Annotated in this window: 17 protein-coding genes; 10 read left to right on the top strand and 7 right to left on the bottom strand. The window is 61.6% G+C overall.

Annotated features, from left to right (window positions below):
- Positions 1–2: 2 nt before the first annotated feature.
- The 5 genes from ACYVDM_RS07515 (at position 3) to ACYVDM_RS07495 (ending at position 9,486) form a co-directional block, all read left to right on the top strand.
- On the top strand, positions 3–1,880 hold the full coding sequence (locus tag ACYVDM_RS07515; RefSeq protein ID WP_415791918.1) for an autotransporter assembly complex protein TamA: 1,878 nt from the start codon (positions 3–5) through the stop codon (positions 1,878–1,880).
- Positions 1,877–5,710, top strand: a complete 3,834-nt coding sequence (locus tag ACYVDM_RS07510; protein WP_460475329.1) for a translocation/assembly module TamB domain-containing protein — start codon at positions 1,877–1,879, stop codon at positions 5,708–5,710. Before ACYVDM_RS07515 ends, ACYVDM_RS07510 begins: the two co-directional genes overlap by 4 nt.
- 63 nt (positions 5,711–5,773) lie before the next feature.
- Positions 5,774–6,340, top strand: coding sequence for a dCTP deaminase (gene dcd / locus ACYVDM_RS07505; RefSeq protein ID WP_415791914.1), 567 nt, complete (start codon positions 5,774–5,776; stop codon positions 6,338–6,340).
- 326 nt (positions 6,341–6,666) lie between these two features.
- Positions 6,667–7,113: a hypothetical protein gene (locus ACYVDM_RS07500; RefSeq protein WP_415791912.1), complete on the top strand. Its 447-nt coding sequence runs from the start codon at positions 6,667–6,669 to the stop codon at positions 7,111–7,113.
- A gap of 111 nt (positions 7,114–7,224) precedes the next feature.
- On the top strand, positions 7,225–9,486 hold the full coding sequence (locus ACYVDM_RS07495; RefSeq protein WP_415791910.1) for an Orn/Lys/Arg family decarboxylase: 2,262 nt from the start codon (positions 7,225–7,227) through the stop codon (positions 9,484–9,486).
- 98 nt (positions 9,487–9,584) lie between these two features.
- Here the strand turns inward: ACYVDM_RS07495 and ACYVDM_RS07490 are convergent, their stop codons facing one another.
- From ACYVDM_RS07490 to ACYVDM_RS07460, 7 genes are read right to left on the bottom strand one after another with little or no spacing between them, the layout of a single operon-like run.
- Positions 9,585–9,995, bottom strand: a complete 411-nt coding sequence (locus ACYVDM_RS07490) for a Zn-ribbon domain-containing OB-fold protein (protein ID WP_415791908.1) — start codon at positions 9,993–9,995, stop codon at positions 9,585–9,587.
- 2 nt (positions 9,996–9,997) lie between these two features.
- On the bottom strand, positions 9,998–11,155 hold the full coding sequence (locus tag ACYVDM_RS07485) for an acetyl-CoA acetyltransferase (RefSeq protein ID WP_415791906.1): 1,158 nt from the start codon (positions 11,153–11,155) through the stop codon (positions 9,998–10,000).
- A gap of 34 nt (positions 11,156–11,189) precedes the next feature.
- On the bottom strand, positions 11,190–12,347 hold the full coding sequence (locus tag ACYVDM_RS07480) for an acyl-CoA dehydrogenase family protein (protein ID WP_415791904.1): 1,158 nt from the start codon (positions 12,345–12,347) through the stop codon (positions 11,190–11,192).
- 25 nt (positions 12,348–12,372) lie between these two features.
- Positions 12,373–13,914, bottom strand: a complete 1,542-nt coding sequence (locus ACYVDM_RS07475; protein ID WP_415791902.1) for an acyl-CoA synthetase — start codon at positions 13,912–13,914, stop codon at positions 12,373–12,375.
- A gap of 18 nt (positions 13,915–13,932) precedes the next feature.
- A complete protein-coding gene (locus tag ACYVDM_RS07470) occupies positions 13,933–14,790 on the bottom strand; it encodes a MaoC family dehydratase (protein WP_415791900.1) in 858 nt (285 codons plus the stop codon).
- A 34-nt stretch (positions 14,791–14,824) separates the two neighbouring features.
- Positions 14,825–15,802, bottom strand: coding sequence for a Bug family tripartite tricarboxylate transporter substrate binding protein (locus ACYVDM_RS07465; RefSeq protein WP_415791898.1), 978 nt, complete (start codon positions 15,800–15,802; stop codon positions 14,825–14,827).
- A 21-nt stretch (positions 15,803–15,823) separates the two neighbouring features.
- Positions 15,824–16,789, bottom strand: coding sequence for a Bug family tripartite tricarboxylate transporter substrate binding protein (locus tag ACYVDM_RS07460; protein ID WP_415791896.1), 966 nt, complete (start codon positions 16,787–16,789; stop codon positions 15,824–15,826).
- A 192-nt stretch (positions 16,790–16,981) separates the two neighbouring features.
- Here ACYVDM_RS07460 and fabG point away from each other — a divergent pair, with 192 nt between their 5' ends.
- The 5 genes from fabG to ACYVDM_RS07435 are packed head-to-tail and all read left to right on the top strand — an operon-like array spanning position 16,982 to position 22,344.
- Positions 16,982–17,734 carry a 3-oxoacyl-ACP reductase FabG gene (gene fabG, locus ACYVDM_RS07455; RefSeq protein WP_415791894.1) on the top strand — a complete coding sequence of 251 codons (753 nt, stop codon included), beginning with the start codon at positions 16,982–16,984 and terminating at the stop codon, positions 17,732–17,734.
- Positions 17,735–17,775: 41 nt separating this feature from the next.
- The gene (locus tag ACYVDM_RS07450) at positions 17,776–18,252 is read left to right on the top strand and encodes a MaoC/PaaZ C-terminal domain-containing protein (protein ID WP_415791892.1); all 477 of its coding nucleotides are present in this window, start codon (positions 17,776–17,778) and stop codon (positions 18,250–18,252) included.
- Positions 18,249–20,408, top strand: a complete 2,160-nt coding sequence (locus tag ACYVDM_RS07445) for an acetate--CoA ligase family protein (protein ID WP_415791890.1) — start codon at positions 18,249–18,251, stop codon at positions 20,406–20,408. The genes ACYVDM_RS07450 and ACYVDM_RS07445 overlap by 4 nt, the downstream gene beginning before the upstream one ends.
- Complete coding sequence (locus tag ACYVDM_RS07440) at positions 20,405–21,172, top strand: citryl-CoA lyase (protein ID WP_415791888.1); 768 nt, start codon at positions 20,405–20,407, stop codon at positions 21,170–21,172. The genes ACYVDM_RS07445 and ACYVDM_RS07440 overlap by 4 nt, the downstream gene beginning before the upstream one ends.
- The gene (locus ACYVDM_RS07435; protein WP_415791886.1) at positions 21,169–22,344 is read left to right on the top strand and encodes an acyl-CoA dehydrogenase family protein; all 1,176 of its coding nucleotides are present in this window, start codon (positions 21,169–21,171) and stop codon (positions 22,342–22,344) included. The genes ACYVDM_RS07440 and ACYVDM_RS07435 overlap by 4 nt, the downstream gene beginning before the upstream one ends.
- Positions 22,345–22,403 lie beyond the last annotated feature (59 nt).

Here is a 22,403-nt window from a genome sequence, read left to right as displayed (position 1 = left end):
GTATGCGGGTCGCGGTAGCGCTGATACTGGCAGGGTTGTTGGGCATGGCGGGTAGTGTGCGTGCGCAGGCGCCCGAGGTCATCATCGACCCGGGCGGCGTGCCCCCTGCGGCCCTGACGTCGATTACCGAGGCGGTGGCTGCGATCACCCGGTTGGCCGATGATCAGGACGGAGGAGAACTCAGTCGCCTGCGGCGTCGCGCTCGCGACGCCGCAGTGGCCGCGTTGGCGACACAAGGGTATTTCACGCCCATCGTCACGCTCGATGCGGGTACCGATGTCGCTGGGGAAACCTGGGATATTTCGATTGAGCCGGGTAAGCGCGCGGTCGTGACCGCGGTCGATTTGCAATTCACGGGGAGGGTGACGCGGCCAGAGTATGCGCAGCGCATCGCCGAGTTGCGCAAAAATTGGTCGCTGGCCGTTGGGCAGCCCTTTGTTAACAGTGAGTGGAACAAGGCCAAGTCGGCTCTCCTGGAGGCGGTGTCGTCGCGCGATTTCATGATGGCGTACATGACACGGTCGGATGCGGCGGTGTTTGCCGATTCCGCCGAGGTGCATCTGGCGATAACGATCGATAGTGGCCCGCTGGTGCGCATGGGGTCCCTGAACACACAGGGATTCAAACGTGTGCCCGAGTCATTGGCGAACCGTTATGTACGCTACGACAAAGGTGAGCCGTATAGCCAGGACAAGCTCGATGGGTGGCAGCAGGATCTGCAATCGACCTCGTTTTTTCGTGGTGCATTCGTGACGCTGGGGACGCCGTCGTCGGAAGATGCGCCTGCTGCCGGACGGGGGGGGCCGAGTGAGCTGGCCGCGGCGACGCCCGGCGGGGATCCCGCGGTGTCGGGTGGCGCCACAGCAACGCCGATGCCTGCACGAGATTCGGATGGGGAGGTCACGCTTCCCGTCGATGTGCGTGTGGTGGAGGGGCCGGCCCGGCGTTTGAGCACTTCCATTGGCGTGGATGACGAGGCGGGCGTCCGTGGCGAGGTGATGTATCGGCAAAACGTGGTGTTTGGCTTGCCTGTCACGTTGGAGAGTGGCATCAGCCTGGATCGTTTGGAACAACGCGCTTTTGCCGACTTTCATTTACCGCCTGATGAAAAGGGACAAAAAGATTCTATTGGCGTGTTGGCCAGTCATTCGGACATCCAGGGGTTGGACGTGCGTCGCGTGGCGCTCGGGGCGACGCGGCTACGCGAACGAAAAGGGGCGGGCGATAGCCGGGTCGAATACGAAAACCGCTGGGGGGTTTTGCTGGCGTATGACAAAGTCAAAATCGATGGTGGCGACGAGTTCAATTTGCCCACGGCGACGCTGACATCGGAATGGCTGCGGCGTGACGTCGATAACAAATACGATCCGCGCGAAGGCAATCTTATTGCGGTCGGCGGAGGCGCCGGGGTGGTATTGGACACCGGCAAGCCCTTTTTCCGAGCTCGCTTGCGTGGCCAGAAGTGGTGGCCGGTGGGCGAGCGCGATGTGCTGACGTTGCGAGGCGAGGTGGGTCGGGTCTGGTCTGATTCGCAGACGCGAGTGCCTGATGATTTTGGTTTCCGCACGGGGGGGGCGCGTTCTATTCGTGGCTACCGTTATCAAAGCATCGGCGTGGAACTGGACGATGCGGTGGTGGGCGCGCCCACGCTGGCCGTGGCCAGCCTTGAATACGACCATTACTTCGACGAGCGCTGGGGGATGGGGGTCTTTGTGGATGCGGGCGATGCCGCGGAGTCGTTCGGCGAGATGGAGTGGCACGTGGGCTACGGCGCTGGGTTACGGGTGCGGACACCGGCGGGCCCAATTTTTTTGGATTTGGCATACGGTCAAAAAGAACGTGACCTGCGTCTGCATTTTTCGTTGGGGATCGCGTTTTGAATGCGTTTCGAGCTCTGTTGCGCCACGTGTTGATATGGTGGCTGCCTCTGCCGATTGCGTTGGTGGTGCTGTTGTGCGCGTTTGCGCTGTGGCTGACCGGAACGCAGCCGGGAACGCGGATGCTGCTGAACGTGGTGGCACAGCAGTTTGATGGCCAGGCCGACGATATCCAGGGCACGATACTGAGTGGGCTGCAGGTTGGACGGTTGCAGTTGGCGTTCCCGGGGACGGCGGTGGACTTGACCGATCTTCGATTGGATGTGGGCTGGAGCGAATTGGGATATCGGCGGTTGCACGTGCAGGAATTGTCCGCCGGCAAGGTAAAGGTGGACTTGACTTCGACGCCGGAGGAATCCGAACCACTAACGCCTGACGAGCCGTTCGTGATGCCCGAATTGCCCGGCAAGGTGACGGTCGACCGGTTCGCCGTGGGGGCGCTGGACGTGACGCTGGAGGGTGAGCCCATTCCGGTGTCAGTCAGTAATTTAGCCGCGAGCTTGGGGGTCGATGAGGCGGGTGCCCGGCTAACCATTGATCGCGTGCATGTGGCGCATGAGCAGGTATTGGCGGATTTGAGCGGCCAGTTGAATGTGCGGGAGCTGGCGGATCCATGGCCGCTGCGGGCGACGCTGAACGTCATGGCTCAAGGTCTCGGGAAGGATTCCCCGCTATGTGCCAGTCGCATGTTGGCCGCGCAGCGTTCCTCGAAGGCGGTGGCACCAACGAAGTCGAAAAATGGTGCGTTGGCAAAGTCCAAGAAGGCGACGTCCAAAAAGGTCGAATCCAAAAACGGCGCGCCGACGGAATCCCCCCGAAAGGCCGCCGACAATGCCGAGACGATGCCGACCGAAAAGTGTGCCGCGACTGTGCAGATGCAGGCCGAGGGGTCGCTGGAGCAATTGAAGGTGAGCCTGGATGGGGCGACGGCCGATGGCGCGCTGACATTGTTGGCGCAGACGGGGCTGGCGTTTGATCAGCCCTTTCCGCTGCGTACCGCCAATGTGAATATGCGGTTGAGTGATCAGTCTGGACTGACCGTCACGCTGGATCGTCAGCCCATTGCGCAGCAACCGGGCATAGACCGGCTCGTTGCCACGCTCGATGCCGACCGCCTGGATCTGGGTAATCTGGTGGGTGATGTGATTCCGCCAGCGTTGCTGACCGCACGCATGGCGGTCGATGCGCAGGTGGCCGATGTCGTTGATGTGCGGCACGCGTCGATCCAGGCCACGATCGCCAAGGGCAGTCGCTGGAATAAGCATGCGCTGGCGGGGACGTTGAGCGGACGTATTGATGCGTTACCTGCGCCGGCTGCATCGACCCCCACTCCGACATCTGAGCCTGCGGCGCCCACCGTCACGCCCTCAGCGCCCTCATCGTCGACGGCGTCCGCGACCCGTGCCGATGATCCGCTGGCCGGTTTTCAATTGCGTGACCTGTTGCTTGACGTGACGCTGGGTCCCAACCGGGTGCGCGCGCAGGGTGAGCTTAGTCAGGGCGAAGGGGCGCTAACCCTGGATGCCAATACGCCGCGGCTGGACGCCTTCTGGCCGGACCTGCCGGGTGGCGCTTCCCTGAAAGGCAAGCTGGACGGTCGTCTGGCGCAGCATCGTGGGCAACTCACGGCGCGTTATACCCCGGGCAATGCCCGCGCGGACACGCTGGGACGCGCACCGATGCAGGCTGAATTGGTTTTTTCCGGTGGTTGGGGGCCGGGTGGGGAGCGTCGGCTACCTCCCGCGGATCGCGCTAATCAGGCCGGTCAGTCCGCTGTCGCCGCGGCGCCGGGGACGTCTCCCACTGCGCCGGCCGCTTCCGCTGCGCAGATAGGCTGGCGCGGCAAAATCGAGCGATTGAGCGCCGGCTCGATGAACTTTGCGGTGGCGTTGCAGCCTGTGGCGCTGTCCTTTTTACCGCAAGCGGCTGCACCGCTATGGCAATGGGAAGTGGGCGCTACACAACTCACGGCAACGCTCCCAGACAAACAGCGTGCCGTGATTGCCCATCAAGGTTCCCGTGGCGGGCCGGGGCGGTGGCAGACGGCCGGTCGCGCCGACAACCTGGTTATCACGAGATCCATGCTGCGCCAGATCATGCATGCCCTGGATCCTGAGGCGGTGAGAGAGCGTCGGCAGCGTGTCAATACGTCTCCTTCCGATGGACAGCGGCGGATCGCCCTGGATGCTTCCTGGGATTTGCAGTTTGCGGGGGCGCTATCGGGTACGGCGCGCGTTGCGCGCCGTGATGGCGACCTACGCATTCCGGGCGACCCGCCGATTCCGCTCGGATTGACCGATCTGGTTGTGGACGTCAAGGCGACGCCAACCGGGGGCGGCGCCAGCCGTTTGGCGGCGACGCTGGATGTGCGCACGAAGAAAATGGGCACGATTACCGGCGCGGCCAACGCGGTGTTGGTCGCAGGCGCCGATGGCTCGCTGGCGCTGGACGAACGCCGTCCGATGAGTGTGAATCTGGACGCGGATATTACTGATCTGACTTGGGTGGACCTGTTTGTCGGTGACACCATGGAAGTTCGCGGCAAAGTGCAGGCCAAGGTAGAGGCGACCGGCACGCTGAAAGGCCAGTGGAAAACCACGGGTACGATTCGCGGCCAGGCGCTGCGTGTGGTACGTATTGACGAGGGCGTGCGTCTGATCGATGGTACGTTGGAGGCGCACCTGGACGGGACGCGCCTGGTGCTGGATAAACTCAGATTCCCGGCGTCGCTGCGCGTCATGCCGGACGAGTGGCGTACCCGAGAATGGATTACCAGCAATCCCGATGCCAAGGACGGTTATGCCGAGGCAACGGGGCAATGGGATCTGCAGACGGCGCAGGGGCAGATCCATCTGAAGCTGCATCGATTCCCCGCGCTGCAGCGCTCGGATCGCTATGCCATGGTGTCGGGGACCGTAGATGTCGATGCTCAGTTGCCGCGATTGTCGATTACCGGTGATCTGACGGCGGACGCTGGTTGGTTCAGTCTGGAAATCCTGCAAGGTGTGCCCAGCCTCGATGAAGACGTACGCGTGATCAAGGCGGGCGACGCCGAAGAGAAGAAATCATCGCCGATACAGATGTCGATGAGTTTGAAGTTCGATATGGGTCCCCGCTTTTACATTACAGGCATGGGCCTGGACGCCGGGCTATTGGGCTCCATCCAGATTCATATGGGGGACGGTCGATTGACGGGCGTGGGCGCGTTGCGCACGCGCGGCGGGGGCATCGAGGCCTATGGACAGAAGTTGCGGCTGCGGCGCGGTACGCTGACTTTCCAGGGGCGCCTGGATAATCCTCTCCTGGATATCGAGGCGCTACGCACCGGCGATCAGGTCGAGGCGGGCGTCAAGGTCGGGGGCACGGCGCAGCGTCCACGCATTGACCTAGTGTCGTATCCCGATGTCAGCGACGTCGAAAAACTATCCTGGTTGGTCCTCGGGCGCGGTCCGGATGAAAATGGTAATGACGCGGCCCTGCTGCTGTCGGTGGGGGCGGCGCTCCTGGGTGGCGGGCAGCCGTTCTACAAGCAGTTCGGGCTGGATGACGTCAGTATCCGCTCGGGCGCCATTGGCAGTTCAGGCAGTCTGCTGCCGGACCGCACGGTGGCCAGTCAGGTTAACCTGGACAGCAATAGTGAGTTGGCGACGCAGTTCCTGGTGGCCAGCAAGCATTTTGCCAACGGGATTACGCTCAGTGTCGAGCAAGCGATGTCGGGCTCGGAAACGGTCGGACGCGCCAGTTATGAGCTCTCCCGTCGATGGTCGCTGGATCTGAAGGGAGGGGCGGTCAATGGGCTTGCGCTGGTGTACCGGACGTTCTTCATGGATTGATCCGGTCGGCCGGTCTGGCGAAACGATAAAATAGCTGTCAATCAACCTGGGCGAATTATTACCATGAGCATTAAAAGCGACCGCTGGATCCGACGTGCGGCCGAGGCCGGCATGATTGAACCGTACGAGCCGGGCCAAGTACGCACGGCCGCCAATGGCGGCCGTATCGTCAGCTATGGCACCAGCAGCTATGGCTACGACGTGCGTTGCGCCACCGAATTCAAAATTTTTACGAACATCAATTCCACGATCGTCGATCCCAAGCAATTCGACGAAAAGTCGTTCGTGGATTTTTCGGGTGATGTGTGCATCATTCCCCCCAATTCATTTGCCTTGGCGCGTACGGTCGAGTTTTTCCGTATCCCGCGCAGTGTGCTGACGATTTGCGTGGGCAAAAGCACGTATGCCCGCTGCGGCATCATCGTCAATGTGACGCCGCTTGAGCCCGAATGGGAAGGCCACGTCACGCTCGAGTTTTCCAATACGACGCCATTGCCGGCCAAGATCTACGCGGGCGAAGGCTGCGCGCAGATGTTGTTTCTGGAAAGCGACGAGGTCTGCGAGACGTCCTACCGCGATCGTGGCGGCAAATACCAGGGCCAGCGCGGCGTGACCTTGCCGCGTACCTGATTGAGTCGGTGATCGGGCGACGGCCGGGTTGACGGGTTTGTCCGCCGTTGATTCGTTCGCGCGAAGGGGCGCCAATGTGCGCGTAATGTGGTGTTAATGCAACAAAAACGCGTGTCATGACGTGTCGGGATAAGGCGCGCATGCTCACGCCAGACGGTGCATGGCCCACCGGAAAGCACGCCACGTATGGGGTTGAGGCTCAGATGACATGACGTGCGCGTTCGTAACCAGGTCACACTGGTCTCGATAATGCGCTGCGGCTGCGTACATGCGGCAAATATAATGGGCTTATGTCATGCGCGGGGTTACCGGCGCAGGAGCCCAGGATGTTTGGTTTCCACAAAAGCACCCAGCAAGTAGAAGTCGACGTGCAAGATGAGTTCATCGAGCGCGTCAACGCGGCGGCCGAGGATTTTTTGGCCGTTGTGCCCAATCATGGAGCGCTAGATTATTCCCCCCAGAGCGTGCAGGCCCTGGACGCTGTGCTCGACGAGGTCTATCAAGGGCGTCTCTCGCTGACGCCGATGCAGACCGTCGGTGCTGCTGCGTACTTATACGAGCTCTGCCGCCGGCAGTATGGCGGGCTATACGAGGTCTGCGACGATGACGATCCCGTCGTTCTGGTGACTGGTGAACCTGACTTCGATGTTTGCCTGTGCGCGATTTCCAAAGTCGAGCAGCGCGTGCGCCAGGGGTCGACCGAGTCCTTGCTGGCATTTTTCCAGCGATATGTCCGCGCCGTGGACTCGCGACAATCCGGTACTATCAATTGATACGCCTCAACAGGTTGTAAATGTCTGCCCCAAAGGGCCGGGCTGTCAACCTGTTGTCCTCATCTCGCTGTACACTCGCCTCCGTTTTGGCCGTGCCTCAGGAGCGCCCGCATGAAATTCCGCTTCCCCATTTTCATCATCGACGAAGACTATCGTTCCGAGAACGCCTCGGGTTTGGGGGTTCGTGCATTAGCGACGGCGATCGAGGCCGAAGGTGTCGAGGTCATCGGTGTCACCAGCTATGGCGACCTGAGCTCGTTTGCGCAGCAGCAGAGTCGTGCCAGCGCCTTTATTCTGTCGATCGACGACGAGGAGTTCGACGTTGATTCGCCCGAAGACGTGGCGGGTGCGATCAAAAAGCTGCGCAGCTTTATCGGTGAACTGCGTTTTCGCAATGCTGACATCCCGATCTATCTATACGGTGAGACACGGACGTCCGAGCATATTCCGAACGATATTCTGCGTGAGCTGCACGGCTTTATTCACATGTTTGAGGACACGCCGGAGTTCGTGGCGCGTCATATCATCCGCGAGGCACGTAGCTACGTTGACAGCCTGGCTCCGCCGTTTTTCCGGGAACTGGTCAACTACGCCCAGGACGGCTCGTATTCATGGCACTGCCCTGGCCACTCAGGTGGCGTGGCGTTTCTGAAGAGCCCCGTCGGACAGATGTTCCACCAATTTTTTGGCGAGAACATGCTGCGTGCCGACGTCTGCAACGCGGTGGACGAGTTGGGACAGTTGCTGGATCACACCGGTCCGGTGGCCGAATCCGAGCTGAATGCCGCGCGCATTTTTCATGCCGATCATTGCTTTTTCGTGACCAATGGTACGTCCACGTCCAATAAGGTCGTGTGGCACGCCAACGTTGCGGCGGACGACGTGGTGGTGGTCGACCGTAACTGCCACAAGTCAATTCTGCATGCGATCACGATGACGGGGGCGATCCCGGTGTTTTTGCGACCGACGCGCAATCACCTGGGCATTATCGGGCCGATCCCGCTCGAGGAATTTGATCCCGAAAACATCAAAAAGAAAATCGAGGCCAATCCCTTTGCGCGCGAAGCGGTCAACAAAAAGCCCCGCATCCTGACGTTGACCCAAAGCACCTATGACGGTGTCATCTACAACGTCGAGATGATCAAGCAAAAACTGGGCGACTACATCGACACGCTGCATTTTGACGAAGCCTGGCTGCCGCACGCGTCGTTTCACGAGTATTACCAGGACATGCATGCGATCGGCCAGAATCGTCCACGTCCGCAGGGACCGATGGTGTTTGCCACGCACTCGACGCACAAGCTGCTGGCCGGTATTTCCCAAGCCTCGCAGATCATCGTGCAAGAGTCCGAATCGCGCAAACTGGATCGCAATATTTTTAACGAAGCCTATTTGATGCACACCTCGACCTCCCCGCAGTACGCGATCATCGCGTCGTGCGATGTGGCGGCGGCGATGATGGAGCCGCCGGGCGGCACCGCGCTGGTCGAGGAGAGCATCCGTGAGGCGATGGATTTCCGTCGCGCGATGCGCAAGGTGGAATCCGAATTCGGTAAGAACGATTGGTGGTTCAAGGTGTGGGGCCCCAATCGTCTGGTGCCAGACGGTATTGGCCATCGCGACGATTGGATCCTCGAGGCCAATGATCATTGGCACGGCTTTGGTGAGATGGCCGAAGGATTCAACATGCTGGACCCGATCAAGGCAACCGTGGTCACTCCGGGACTGGATATGTCGGGCAGCTTTGGCGAGACCGGGATCCCGGCCGCGCTGGTGTCCAAATATCTGACCGAGCACGGGGTCGTGGTTGAGAAAACCGGTCTGTATTCGTTCTTTATTCTGTTTACGATCGGCATTACCAAAGGCCGTTGGAATACGCTCTTGACTGCTTTGCAGCAGTTCAAGGACGACTATGACCGCAATCAGCCACTGTGGCGCATCTTGCCCGATTTCTGCCGTGGCCATCGCCGCTATGAGCGGATGGGCCTGCATGATTTGTGCCAGCAAATTCACGAGGCTTATCGTTCCAATGACGTTGCGCGCCTGACCACCGAGATGTACCTGAGCGATATGGTGCCTGCGCTCAAGCCGTCGGATGCTTTTGCACGGATGGCGCACCGCGAGGTCGAACGTGTGGAAATCTCCCAGCTCGAAGGCCGCGTCACCGGTGTATTGCTGACACCCTATCCGCCGGGTATTCCCCTGCTGATCCCGGGCGAGCGCTTTAACCGCACGATTGTGCAGTACCTGCAATTCGCACGCGACTTTAATGAGCGCTTCCCGGGGTTCGAGACCTATATCCATGGTTTGGGCGAAGAAACGGGACCGGACGGCGAAAAGCGGTATTACGTGGATTGCTTGATCGAAGAATAGGCGGCTGCGGCTTATCCGAAGCGTGTTAGGGAATACGGCGCCAGCGCGGCGATAGACAGTTCGCCGGTTATCGCGCGCGCGATCAGGCGCGACCTGATCTAGGTCTGAAGGCGAAACTGCGGCAGAGCCATGCCATCGGGCAAATCCTCGAACACGACCTGCACGCGCGCTCCCATATGCACGGCGTCGGGCGGCGAATCGACGATGTTGGCCATCATCCGGGTGCCTTCGTCCAGGTCGATGGCCGCTACCACATACGGCAGGCGCTCTTTCATGTAGCTGTGGGCGGCCCGGTGATTTACCGTAAATGTATAGATTGTGCCTTTGCCGCTGCAGGGCATCCACTGCAGTTGGTCGGATAGGCAGGCAATGCAGAATCCGCGCGGGTAGAACTGGCGCGCGCCGCAGGCCTGGCATTCCTGGATCACCAGTTTATGAGCTGCAGCGGCCTCCCAGTAGGGGCGCGTAATGTCAGTGGGCTGGGGGATGGGGCGTTGTCCGGAGGTCATGCTCATACTCCAAGAATCATAGTGGTATTGGCGGAAAACACCAGCCCCGGCGCGTGCACCATGGCTAGCCTGGGGTCGGGCAACTGGCGTTGGCCGCACTCGCCGCGCAGTTGTTTCACTGCTTCGATCACCAGCAGCATGCCAAACATGCCGGGGTGGTTGTACGACAGCCCGCCGCCGGACGTGTTGATGGGGAAGGCCCCGTCTGGCCCCAGCCGTCCGCCCGCCACGAAATCCTTGCCCTCGCCGCGCTTGCAGAAGCCCAGTTCTTCCAGTGACTGGATGACGCCGATGGTGAAGTGGTCATAGATCTGCACCACATCGATGTCGCTGCGTGACACGCCAGCCATGGCCAGCGCCTGGTCGGCTGTCTTGGCTACGTCCGTGTCGAGCCAATCGCCGGTATTGAAAGGCGTGTAGTGGTGCGCGAAGGTCTCGGCGATGCCGCGCACGTACACCGGCGGTCGCGCCAGGTCGCGCGCGCGTTCGGCGGTGGTGACGACTAGCGCACCCCCCGCATCGGTAACCAGGCAGCAATCTCGTTGGCGCAGCGGTTCGGCGATGTAGGCCGACGCCAGTACGTCGTCGATGGACAGCGGGTCCCGTTTGTAGGCTTTGGGGTTCAGCATCGCCCACTGTCGCGCCGCGACCGCCACTTCCGCCAGGGCTTGCGGCGTGGTGCCGTAACGGTGCATGTGCAGGCGGGCTACCATGGCGTAATACCCGATAGGGCTAAGTTGGCCGTAAGGGGTGATGAACTGGCCGCGCGGACTGCGCGTGTCTTCGGCGACGACGCCTAGCTTGCGCGACCCATCCGACAACTGGGTGCTCCCATAGGTGATCAGCGCCACGTCGCACATGCCCGCGTGGATGGCGGCCATGGCATGGCGGATATGCAGCACGTTCGACATGCCGCCCACATTAGTCGAATCGACATAGCGGGGGCGGATACCCAGGTATTCCGCCACTTGCAGACTTGAGAACCGGTCGTCGGTGTGTGCGAAGATGCCGTCCACGTCGCGCAGTACCAGGCCGGCGTCGAGCAGGGCCCGCTGGGCGGCTTGCCCTTGCAATTCCAGTGCGCTTAACCCGGGGACCTTGCCCAGGTCCGACTCGGCTGCACCCGCGATGGCAACGGATCCGGATAAATGATCAGTCATAAATGCTCTCCGTCCTTGGTTGGTATCGGCCTGTCTACAGCGACCGGGCGATCAGTTCCCGCATGATTTCCGACGACCCGCCGTAGATGCGGTTGGGCCGGACGTCGGTGTACGCCCGCCCGATGGGATATTCGCGCATGTAGCCATAACCACCATAGAACTGCAGCAGGTCGTCAATTGCCCGGGTGGCCTCGGTGGCCCAGAGTTTGGCCATTGCCGCGCCGGCGGCGTCCAGCGTGCCGTCCATGTAGCGCAGGATGCAGCTGTCCACAAAGGCGCGGGTGGCGGCGGCGAGGGCCTTGATATCGGCCAGCTTGAAGCGGATATGCTGGTTCTCGATCAGCGCCTTGTCGAACGCGCGCCTTTCCTTCGTGTACTCGATGGTCCAGTCCAGTGCCGCTTCCAGCGCAGCAGCGCAGCGCACGGCAATCATCAGGCGTTCCCTGACCAACTCTTTCATCAGGTATCCGAAGCCCTGGCCGGCTTCGCCCACCAACGTGTCCGTCGGTACTTCCATATCCTGGAAGAACAGTTCGCAGGTGTCCTGTGCCTTCTGTCCGACCTTGTCCAGCAGGCGGCCGCGTTTGAAGCCCGGCGTGGATGTATCGACCCAGAACAGGCTGATGCCACGCGCGCCCGCCACAGGGTCGGTCTTGGCCACCACCATGACGCGGTCTGCGTGCAGGCCGTTGGTAATGAAGGTTTTCTGGCCGTTGATAAGATAGCCGTGCTCGGTTTTCTGGGCCGTGGTGCGGATGGCCTTCAGGTCGCTGCCGGCACCGGGCTCGGTCATGGCGATGGCGCCCACGATGTCGCCTTGCGCCATGCCCGGCAGGGATGCGTGTCTCTGGGCCTCGGTACCGAAATTTAGCAGGTACGGCGCCACGATGTCCGAGTGCGTCGTGAAGCCGGTGATACCGCTGGACAACGAGCTGGCGATTTCTTCCAGCACCACCACCGTATACAGGAAGTCGCCACCCGCGCCGCCATACTCGTCGGGGATATTGGTTAGCAGCATGCCGATCTTCCCCGCCTTGCGCCACAGGTCGCGGGGGACGTGCCCTTCGTTTTCCCACTGGGCGTGCCAGGGGCTGATTTCGTCCTGGATGAAGCGTGTAATGGTGCGGCGGAACTGATCATGTTCCGCCGAAAAACCGGGTCGCCGATAGGTACTGGCCTGGATATTCGCCATAGCTGTTCCTTTAATGTCGCCTGCGTTAGTGCGCAATGCCGACGTCTTGCGGCCAATACCGCTGTTTGACCAGGCGCTTGAGTAGCTTGCCCGATTCGGTGCGTGGCATGTCGGTAATGAAGTCGACCGTGCGCGGGCATTTGATGTGCGAAATATGGGTGCGGCAATAGTCGATCAGTTCGTTGGCCAGCGCCTCGCCGGCCAATTGCGGATCGATCAGTTGCACCACGGCTTTGACCTCTTCGCCGAACTCTTCATTGGGCACGCCGATAACGGCCACGTCCTGCACGGCCGGATGCAACGCCAGGCGGTTCTCGGCTTCTTGGGGATAGATATTCACGCCGCCGGACACAATGGTGTTGGACAGACGGTCGGTCAAATACAGGAAGCCGTCCTCATCCAGATAGCCGATATCGCCGTAGGTGGCCCATCCGTGTTCGTTGTAGGCGCCACGGGTTTTCTCGGGATCGTTGTGGTACTGGAAGCTGCCGCCACCGGAAAAGTAGATGGTGCCCGGCTGCCTGGGCCCGAGTTCCCGGCCATCCTCATCTACGATGTGGACCTTGCCGAACTCGGGGATACCCACTGAACCCTTGTGCTGCAGCCATTCGTGCGAGCTCAGCGAGGTGCGACCCACCAGTTCGGTGCCGCTGTAGTATTCATACAGAATCGGGCCCCACCAAGCGATCATGGCTTCTTTGGTTTCGACCGGGCAGGGAGCGGCGGCATGTACCGCATAGCGCAGCGAACCCAGGTCGTAGGTGTTGCGCTGCGCCTCGGGCAGGCGCAGCAGGCGGATGAACATGGTGGGTACCCATTGCGAATGGGTCACTGCATAGTCCTGGATCGCGCGTAGCGCCTGTTCCGGATCGAACTTTTCCATCATGACGCACAGGCCGCCGGCGCGCAGCACAGCCATGTTCCAGCGCACGGGCGCGGTGTGATAGAAGGGCGCTGTGGACAAGTAGACGCTGTCCTGGTCGAACGCTTTCCATGCGCTGCGCGCCGACGTATCGGCGCGGAAGAATCCGTTGGCGGTCTCCAGTGGGCGCTTGATGCCTTTGGGCACGCCCGTGGTGCCCGACGAATAGCAGAAATCCGTGCCCTCCGGCGTTTCCGGCAGCGATACGTTGGCGGGAAAGCGGCCGATCCAGGTGGGATACGATTCGAACCCCGCGCGTTCCTCATCCATGAGGACGCAGATGGTGCTGCGCTGGCGGAAGGCGTCATACGACACTTCATTCAGGGTATGGCGCGAGCAGAACAACACTTTGGCGTCCGAGTCGTTCACGATGTATTGCACTTCGTCGCGCTTGAGGTGGCGACTGACCGTAACGTAGTACAGGCCGATGCGGTGGGCCGCGCACAGGATCTCGAAGTAATAAGGGTGGTTTTCCAGGAACACCGCGATCGAATCGCCGGTCTTCAGGCCGGTCGCCAACAGGGCGGCCGCGCATTGCCGCGTGCGCCTTTCCAGTTCGGCCCAGGTAACGGCGTATCCGGACGGAATCAGCCGATAAGCGATGCGATCGGGCGTATCCCGTGCATGGCGCTCGATAGGAGACATTCGGATTTCCTCCATGGTTCAGTCGATGATGGCGATGCCGTTGTTCAGCACCACGGCGCCGCGCTCGTGCGCCACGGCACGGAAGTGCACTGAGGTCGCGTGCCGCCATATTTCCACCCGCAGAGTCTCGCCAGGGTACATGGGGGCCGAGAAACGTACGGAAAAACTGCGCATCCTGGCCGGATCGGTCGGGCAGCAGGTCTTCAGCAGGGCGCGGGCGGCCATGCCGAAGGTGCACAGACCGTGCAGAATAGGACGGTCGAAGCCGGCCTTGGCGGCCATGGCGGGCAGCGCGTGAATGGGATTAAGATCGCCGTTCAGCCGGTACAGCAATGCCGCCTGCGGCAGGCTAGGTATCAGCACGGTGTGCTGGGGCGGGCCATCCGGTACGGCCGGCAGCGGGGCCAGCGGTTCGTCGCCCAGCCCGAATCCTCCGTCGGCCCGGCAGAACGACACATGTTCGATGCTGGCCAGCGGCTGGCCGCTGCCGGCATCGAAAATATCGCGGGTCGTGACCACCAGGGCGCCCTTGCCGGCTCCTTTGTCGACGACGCGGGCAACCCGGGTCTTGCTGGTTACCGCCGCTTGCGCGCCCACCGGCGCGTGGAACGTCATCCGGTGTTCGCCGTGCAGCAACTGCACCCAGTCGATACCGGTGTCGGGATGGGCGGTCCATGCACCCGGGGCGCCGACCACCGCCAGTCGGGTGGGTACGGCCAGCGTGTCCTGTTCGTACACGAAGCGCAGGTCTTCTTCATCGGTGGGCTGGCTGCCGTAGCCCAGCGTCAGGGCATACAGAATGCTGTCCTGCGTGCTGTAGCGATCGGTGCGGTCGTCGAAATGCCAGTTCCGCAAGCGTTCATACTGAATGGCCATACGTAGGTGATCCTGTTCAAGCGCCGTGTGGCGGTTACTGCACTTTGATACCGGCTTCCTGGATGACTTCGCGCCAGCGTTCGGTTTCCTTGCGGACGAACTCGTCGAATTCCTGGCTGGTGCCGCCGACGGGATTGCCGCCTTGCTTGATCAGTGTTTCGCGCACGCCCGGATCGGCCAGTACCTTGTTCAGTTCAGCATTCAGGCGCTGCACGTGCTCGGGCGGGGTCTTGGCCGACACGAACAGACCTAGCCAGGTCCCGCCAGCCAACTGCGGGTAGCCCAATTCCGCTACGGTGGGCACGTCGGGCATCAGTGGGCTGCGTTCCGCGCTGAAAACCGCCAGCGCCCGCAGCCGGCCCGATTCGATCATGGGCTTGGCAGTAATCATGTTGTCCACCATAAAATCCACCTGCCCCCCGACCAGATCGGTGATGGCCGGTGCCGCACCCTTGTAGACCACATCGATGGCAGAGATGCCCAGCTCTCGTTGCAGGACTTTGCCGATCAGGTGGCTGGAAGCGCCCATGGTGGAAATGGCCATCGCGATGTCGCCGTCCTTGGACTTGGCATAGGCTTGCAGCGAGTCCAGGTCTTTCACGGGCAGCTTAGGGTTGACCACCAGCACACTGGGCATGGAAATGACGTTGATGACGGGTGCGAAGTCCTCCATCTTGTAGGGCAGCTTGCTGTACAGCGAATAGTTGGCGGCGTTCGGACCCAGGCTACCCATGACCAAAACATGGCCGTCCGGCGTGGCGTTCAACATGCCTTGCATGCCGATGATGCCGCCGCCACCAGGCATGTCTTCGATCACCACGGGCTTATCTAGTTGGCGTGACAGCTTCTCGCCCATCAGCCGGCTCGTTAGGTCTAGGATGCCGCCGGCGGAACTGGGGGCGATGATGCGTATCGGTTTGGACGGAAAGTCCGAAGCTGCGGCTACGGGCGCTGCCAAGAGCACCGTTATCCCGGTACCGACAGCCAGGATGGCTGCTTTGATCTGCCTCATTTCGTTCTCCTTGAGCTGCGACTAATCGAGCTTCAGTGCGTTGTCGGCCACGAGCTTGTTCCATTTCTCGTATTCGGAACGCAGGAACGCCTTAGCCTCTACCGGACCGCCCGCCATGGGCGATGCATACAGACGTTCGGTGTAGGCCGAGGCTTCCGCCCCAGCGTTGATCTCGGCTACGGCTTGGCTCAGGCGCTCCACCACGTCGTCGGGCACATTGGCCGGCGCCACCAGCATGTACGAAGCCCCCACGTTGAAACCCTTCAGGCCGGCCTCGTCCAGAGTGGGTACATCGGGAAAGACTTTCATGCGTTCCAGACCCGTAACGGCCAGGATCTTCAGCTTGCCGGCCTGCACCAGCGGCACTTCGGTCGACACACTGCCGAACATCATGTCGATGTCCGCGGCCATCAGCGCTACCTCGGCCGGCGAGACGCCCTTGTAGGGCACATGGGTCAGCTTCGCACCTGTCATGGCCTTGAAGAGTTCACCGGACAAATGAATCGACGAGCCGACGCCGGCCGAGCCGAAGGTCAAGAAAGAGTCCGGCTTGGTGCTCGCCTGGATGACATCGTCGACGCTCTTGAAGGGTGAATTCGGCGGTACCACCAGCATGTTTGGGGTAGAGGCGATCAGCGCAATGGGAGCGATGTCCCTGTCCCAATCATAGGAATTGCGCTTGAGGGCTGCATTGGAGGCGATGTAATTGGCGCCCATGGCAATGGTGTAGCCATCGGGCTTGGTCTGGACCAATGACTGGATGGCCACGTTACCTCCTGCGCCCGGGCGGTTTTCCACGATGAACGGCTGCCCCAGCTTGCGCGAAAGCTGCTCCGCGTAGAAGCGTGCCAGCAGGTCGGTGGCGCCGCCAGGCGCGAATCCCACGTACATTTTGACCGGCTTGTCGGGGTATTCCGCATGGGCGGCAGGGGTGCCCATCATGGCCAGGCCGAGCGCTGCCGCAGACAACAACTTCAAAACTGCCATTTGTCACCTCCTGATTTTATAAGTGGATGCCATTTATTTATACGGCATGTCGTAGATTATAACGACATGCCGAATTTAATTGCAATGAATTCCGGGTATACGTATACTTCTACCGTATATCGGATTGTCGGGTGCCGTCCTGCCGCGGTGCCGAGCGTATGGTCTGGCAGTGCAGCCTTGAAGGGGAAAAAATTGGATTTGCAACTTACGGGAAAAGTCGCCTTGGTTACTGGTTCCGGCCGCGGCATTGGCTATGCCTCGGCATTAGCCATGGCACGTGAAGGCGCGCGGGTCGTCATCACCGACATCAATCCGCAGGCGGTCGAGTCGGCCACAGCGCAGTTGAAGGAAGCGGGCCACCATGCCCTGGGCGTGGTGGCCGATGTCTGCGACGCGCACCAAGTGCAGGCTTTGGCCGATCAGGCTGTCGCTGAGTTCGGGTCGATCGACATCCTGGTCAACAACGCGGGTTTCACCCGCGACAAGTATCTGACCAAAATGCCCGAAGCGGATTGGGATGCGGTGGTGGACACCATCTTGAAGGGCGCCTATTACTGCACCCGGGCCGCCCTGCCTTCCATGATGGAAAAGCGCTGGGGCCGGGTGATCAATATCACGTCCCGGGCGCACCTGGGCAACCCTGGCCAGACCAATTATTCCGCCGCGAAGGCGGGGTTGATCGGCTTTACGCGTTCGCTTGCCTACGAGCAGGGTAAGTTCAACATCACGGCGAACGCCATTGCGCCTGGGTTCGTCGAAACCGATCTGATCCGCGCGCTTTCCACCTATGAAACCCTGCGGGCCAATGCACTGGCCCGCCAGCCGGTGCAGCGCCTGGGGGCGGTAGAAGATATTGCTGACGCGGTTGCATTCTTGGCTTCGGCGCGCGCCAGCTTCATTACCGGCGAAACCGTGCACGTCACCGGGGGGCGGTACGCTAGCTAGCGCCGCAGGCGATACACGTCAAATACAGGAGACTACGCACCATGAGTTCCCCCTCAAACCCGGCTGTGCTGGTGGCATTGCCCGACGTGGGCTATACGTTCGAATCTGCCGGCCGTACGATTTCCGAGGCCGACATTGTTCAGTTCGCCTGCCTGTCAGGCGATTTCAACCGTCTGCACGTGGATGCCGAATACGCGAAGTCCACGCGCTATGGACAGCGCATCGCCCATGGCTTGCTGGTGCTGTCGGTGCTTTCCGGCCTGACTACCCAGACTGTGGCCTATCGAGGGCTGGAGCCCCATGTGCTGGCCCTTATCGACCTGAATTGCCGCTTTCCCAAACCCACTTTCATCGGCGATACGGTGCATGCGCGCGTCACTGTGGCCGAGCGCGTGGCCGACATCAAGCCAGGACGCGTCAAGATCGTGTTCAGACGCGAAGCTGTGAACCAGCGCGGCGAGGTGGTGGTGCAGGCTGACTTCACCATGCTGATGCGCGAGCCCGGAGTTGCCGCATGAAGCCCTTTGCCGATCTTTCCCGCTTCATCTATCCGGTCAACGTGGCCGTGGTGGGAGCCTCTGCGCGCCCATCTAGCCAGGGCGGCCGCCTGTACGAAAATCTGGTGCGCCATTCGCGCATACGCGGCAAAGTGTATGCCGTCAATCCAGCGTACTGCGAGATCGGCGATGCGCCATGCTGGCCGTCGATACGCGAATTGCCCGACGGGGATATCGACGTCGCGCTGGTTATCGTCAATGCCGCGCGTGTGCTCGATACCTTGCGCCAGTGCGCCGAACGCAAGATTCCCTATGCCATCGTTATGTCTTCGGGATTTTCCGAGGCGGGTGATGCGGGCCGCGCCTTGGAGAACGAAATCGCGCAACTGTGCCGGGATACCGGCCTGCATGTATACGGGCCCAATTGCCCGGGCTTCGTCAACGTGCGCGATCGCATCGGCATGACGTTCTCGCCGGCCTTCAGGCATGACTTGAATGCCGGCTGCATCGGGCTGGCAACGCAGGGCGGCGGACTCGGACGCAACTTGCTGCAAGGCTTGAGTCATGGTCAGGGAGTCGGGCTGTGGTTTTCCGCTGGCAATGAAGTTGACCTGGAAATTCCGGATTTCATCGCCTGCATGGCGCGAGATCCACAGATCAAGGTAATCGGGCTGCTGATGGAGGGCGTCAAGGACGGCCGCCGACTGACCGCTGCGCTGGATCTGGCGCGCGAATGCGGCAAGCCGGTGGTGGTACTGAAGATCGGCCATTCCGAAGCGGGCGTGCGCGCGGCGCAGTCGCATACCGCATCGATCGCTGGTAGCGCCGCTATCAATAGCGCCGTATTCCGGCAATTCGGCGCGATCGAGGTCGACGACTTGGACCAGTTGCTGGCCGTGACCCGGCTGCTTGCGATGGGCGCGCCCAAAGCGGGCAGCGGCCTGTGCATCTATACTTTTTCGGGCGGCACGGCGGCTTTGGCAACCGATATCGCGGGCATGGCGAATTTGCCTATGGCGGCATTTTCGGACCAGACCCATGCCACGCTGAAATCGCTGTTACCCGACTTTGCCAATATTGCCAATCCGGTCGACACGACCGCCGACATTTTACGCGACCAGGATGCCGCCAATGATTGCCTGCGCGTCATCTGCAACGATCCGCACGTGGGCGCGGTGCTGTTTCCCATTCCCATGGACTACGGCGATGTCACCGACGGCATTGCGCAATCCATCATCGACGTGTCGCGCGCGACGGCCACGCCCATTGTCCCGGTGTGGATGAGCCGCCGCATGGGCGGCGGCTTCCAATTGCTGGAGCAGCATGGCCTGCAGCCTTTTATGTCGGTCTCGACCGCCATCGCCGCACTGTCGCGCATTTGGCCGTCGGCGGGCATGCAGCCGAGCTCAGCCCCTACCAGCGAGGACGCCGAGCATGGGTCCAGCGCCTCGGAGGGCCCGGATCCGGCCAGGCAGCAACTGAGCGAAGCGCAATCCAAGGCGCTGCTGAAACAGGCCGGGTTTCCCTTGCCGCTCAGCGAGGTGGCCATCAGCGCCCCGCAGGCCGCCCGTGCCGCGGCCCGCATTGGCTTTCCGGTTGTGATGAAGGTCGTCAGCTCCGACATTGTCCACAAGACTGAAAGCGGCGGCGTGCACTTGGGTATCGATTCCGAGGCCGCCGCCGCTGCGGCATTCGACAGCATATGCGCTGCGGTGGCGCAGGCCGCGCCGGCCGCGCGCATCGAAGGCGTGCTGGTGGAGGCCATGCTGCCCGCCGGCGGCCGCGAGGTGCTAGTGGGTGTGCACCGCGATGCCGCTTTCGGCCTGGTGCTGACGTTCGGGCTGGGCGGCATTTTCGTGGAAACCCTGCGCGATGTAGCACACCGGATGATTCCGCTGCAACGGCAGGATGCCCGCAATTTGTTGCATGAAATACGCCACACCGCAATTCTGGAAGGAGTGCGGGGCCAGCCGCCGGGCGACTTGGCTGCGCTGGAAGATCTGATCTTGCAGGTGTCCGCATTCGCCGAACGTCATGCCGATACGCTGCTCGAACTGGAATTTAACCCCGTATGGCTGGGTCCGGTCGGCCAGGGCGCTATCGCGCTGGACGCGCTGATCGTCACCTCGGGTCACCAGGAAGCTCGTGCCATCCTGGAAACGGACGCAAACCCATGACCATACGCACCAACATCGGGTACGCCACTACCCAAGACATTTTCGTACGGGGCAAGAACCTCTCGACCGACATCATCCCGAATGCCGATTTTGTCGATATGGCTTGTCTGTGTATTCTGGGACGGTATCCCGAGCCACGATTCAAGCGCATGATGAACGTCATTCTGGTGACTTCATGCGATCACGGCTTTACGCCCATTTCGATGGCTGGCCGCCTGACCTTCCTGGGCGCGCCCGAATCGCTACAGGGCGCGGTGGCCGCGGGCCTGCTGGGCGCGGGCGACCGATACCTGGGGGTTACCCAGAACGTGGCGCAGATGCTGTCCGACGAAACCCAGGGGCTGTCCGACGATAGCCCGGACGGCGACTTCCGGGCGCGCGCGCACGATCTGCTAAATCGCTACGCGGCCCAGAAGAAGCGCATCGCCGGGTTGGGCCATCCGATCCATGTCGATGGCGACCCGCGCGTCGAGGCTCTGCGCATGGTCTCGCGCGACAACGGCTACTATGGCAGGCACTGGAAGCTGTTGGATGCCGTCGTCGCCGTCAACCAGGCGTCTTTGGGTAAATTCCTGCCGATCAACGGTGCCGGTGCAATGGGCGCGATGGCCGCCGAGATGGGGCTCGATCCCAAGGCCGCGCGCGGCCTGGCACTGGTGGGACGCACGGCCGGTTTGATCGCGCACATTATCGAAGAGGCCAGTTCGCCCGTGGCACCCGAGATGTGGAAGGTGGTGCTGGACGCCGAGCAGGCCAACCTATGAGCGCTGCGCAGGAGGCCCCGATGAATTTCTTGCTGTCGTCCGAACAGATTGAACTGCAGGATGCTCTGCGCCGCTATCTGCATGCCGAAGTCGCGCCTGTCGTCGACGCGCATGAGGCCGAGTCCCGCATGGTGCCGAAGCACATCGTCCGCGCCATGCGCGACTTCGGGCTGCTGGGTGGCCTGTTGCCCGAGGCCAGCGGCGGATTCGCGCTGCCCATGACCACCTACGGCATGCTGATCGCCGAGGTCGCCCGCGTGTGGCCGTCGTTGCGTAGTATCGTCAGCACCAGCAACCTGGCCGCGTCCGTGCTTGCCGATGGTGGATCGTCAGCACTGAAAGATAAGTATCTTCCCCGCATCCTCAGCGGCGAAGCCATCGCCAGTTTTGCCTTGAGCGAGCCCAATATCGGCTCTGACGCCGCCAATATCGAGACACGCGCAACCGTCACCGGGCAGGGCTGGAAAGTCAGCGGCCGCAAGCTCTACATCAGCTTGGGGCCGGTCTGCGAACTGGGCGTGGTGTTCGTGCGTACCGGCGAAGCCGGCAAACGGCAAGTGTCGTGCCTGCTATTCGAGCGCGACATGCCGGGCTTCTCGTCCAGCCCGATCCCGAAGATGGGAATGCACAGTTGCCCCCTGGGTGAGCTGCTGTTCGACGAGGTGGATATACCGCGTGGCAACCTTATCGGCCAGGAAGGTGCCGGGTTCTCGCTGGCCAAGAAGTACCTGAACGTCGGGCGCTGCGTGGTGGCATTCTCGGCGCTGGGCATTGCCCAGGCTGCGTGCGACGCCGCGGTGCGGTATGCCGGCGAGCGGGTCCAGTTCGGCAAGCCCATCGCTAGCTTCCAACTGGTGCAGCATATGATTGCAGATATGCTGACGCTGGTGGAAACCTCACGGCTGATCTGCTATCGGGCCGCCGCCGCCCTCGATCAGGATGCTGCGGACAGCCAGCTGTTGTGCTCGATGGCCAAGCGTTACGCTACCGATGCGGTCCTGCGCGTGGCCGAGCAGTCGATGCAGGTGCACGGGGGGGCGGGCTACACGGCCTTGTTCCCAGTCGAGCGTTATTATCGCGACGCACGGCACCTGAGCATTGCAGAAGGAACCAATCAGATCCAATCGCTGCTGATCGCACAGGGGGTACTAGGCGTCTCGGCCTTGAAATAGCCGGTGGCAGCTTGGGCGTGCCGCTATCCAAACCGAATTTTACTGCCAACTATCCATTT

Source organism: Bordetella tumulicola (genome assembly GCF_054779135.1).
Note: the sequence above shows the minus strand (reverse complement) of the source record. Positions and strands in the feature narration are given on the sequence as shown.

Excerpts from the sequence above, each read along its gene's own strand:
- ACYVDM_RS07475 (WP_415791902.1), bottom strand. The coding sequence starts at position 13,914 with ATGTCTCCTATCGAGCGCCATGCACGGGATACGCCCGATCGCATCGCT.
- ACYVDM_RS07440 (WP_415791888.1), top strand. The coding sequence starts at position 20,405 with ATGACCATACGCACCAACATCGGGTACGCCACTACCCAAGACATTTTC.
- ACYVDM_RS07435 (WP_415791886.1), top strand. The coding sequence starts at position 21,169 with ATGAGCGCTGCGCAGGAGGCCCCGATGAATTTCTTGCTGTCGTCCGAA.
- ACYVDM_RS07500 (WP_415791912.1), top strand. The coding sequence starts at position 6,667 with ATGTTTGGTTTCCACAAAAGCACCCAGCAAGTAGAAGTCGACGTGCAA.
- ACYVDM_RS07470 (WP_415791900.1), bottom strand. The coding sequence starts at position 14,790 with ATGGCCATTCAGTATGAACGCTTGCGGAACTGGCATTTCGACGACCGC.
- ACYVDM_RS07480 (WP_415791904.1), bottom strand. The coding sequence starts at position 12,347 with ATGGCGAATATCCAGGCCAGTACCTATCGGCGACCCGGTTTTTCGGCG.
- ACYVDM_RS07515 (WP_415791918.1), top strand. The coding sequence starts at position 3 with ATGCGGGTCGCGGTAGCGCTGATACTGGCAGGGTTGTTGGGCATGGCG.
- dcd (WP_415791914.1), top strand. The coding sequence starts at position 5,774 with ATGAGCATTAAAAGCGACCGCTGGATCCGACGTGCGGCCGAGGCCGGC.
- ACYVDM_RS07495 (WP_415791910.1), top strand. The coding sequence starts at position 7,225 with ATGAAATTCCGCTTCCCCATTTTCATCATCGACGAAGACTATCGTTCC.
- ACYVDM_RS07465 (WP_415791898.1), bottom strand. The coding sequence starts at position 15,802 with ATGAGGCAGATCAAAGCAGCCATCCTGGCTGTCGGTACCGGGATAACG.
- ACYVDM_RS07445 (WP_415791890.1), top strand. The coding sequence starts at position 18,249 with ATGAAGCCCTTTGCCGATCTTTCCCGCTTCATCTATCCGGTCAACGTG.
- ACYVDM_RS07485 (WP_415791906.1), bottom strand. The coding sequence starts at position 11,155 with ATGACTGATCATTTATCCGGATCCGTTGCCATCGCGGGTGCAGCCGAG.
- ACYVDM_RS07490 (WP_415791908.1), bottom strand. The coding sequence starts at position 9,995 with ATGACCTCCGGACAACGCCCCATCCCCCAGCCCACTGACATTACGCGC.
- ACYVDM_RS07450 (WP_415791892.1), top strand. The coding sequence starts at position 17,776 with ATGAGTTCCCCCTCAAACCCGGCTGTGCTGGTGGCATTGCCCGACGTG.
- ACYVDM_RS07460 (WP_415791896.1), bottom strand. The coding sequence starts at position 16,789 with ATGGCAGTTTTGAAGTTGTTGTCTGCGGCAGCGCTCGGCCTGGCCATG.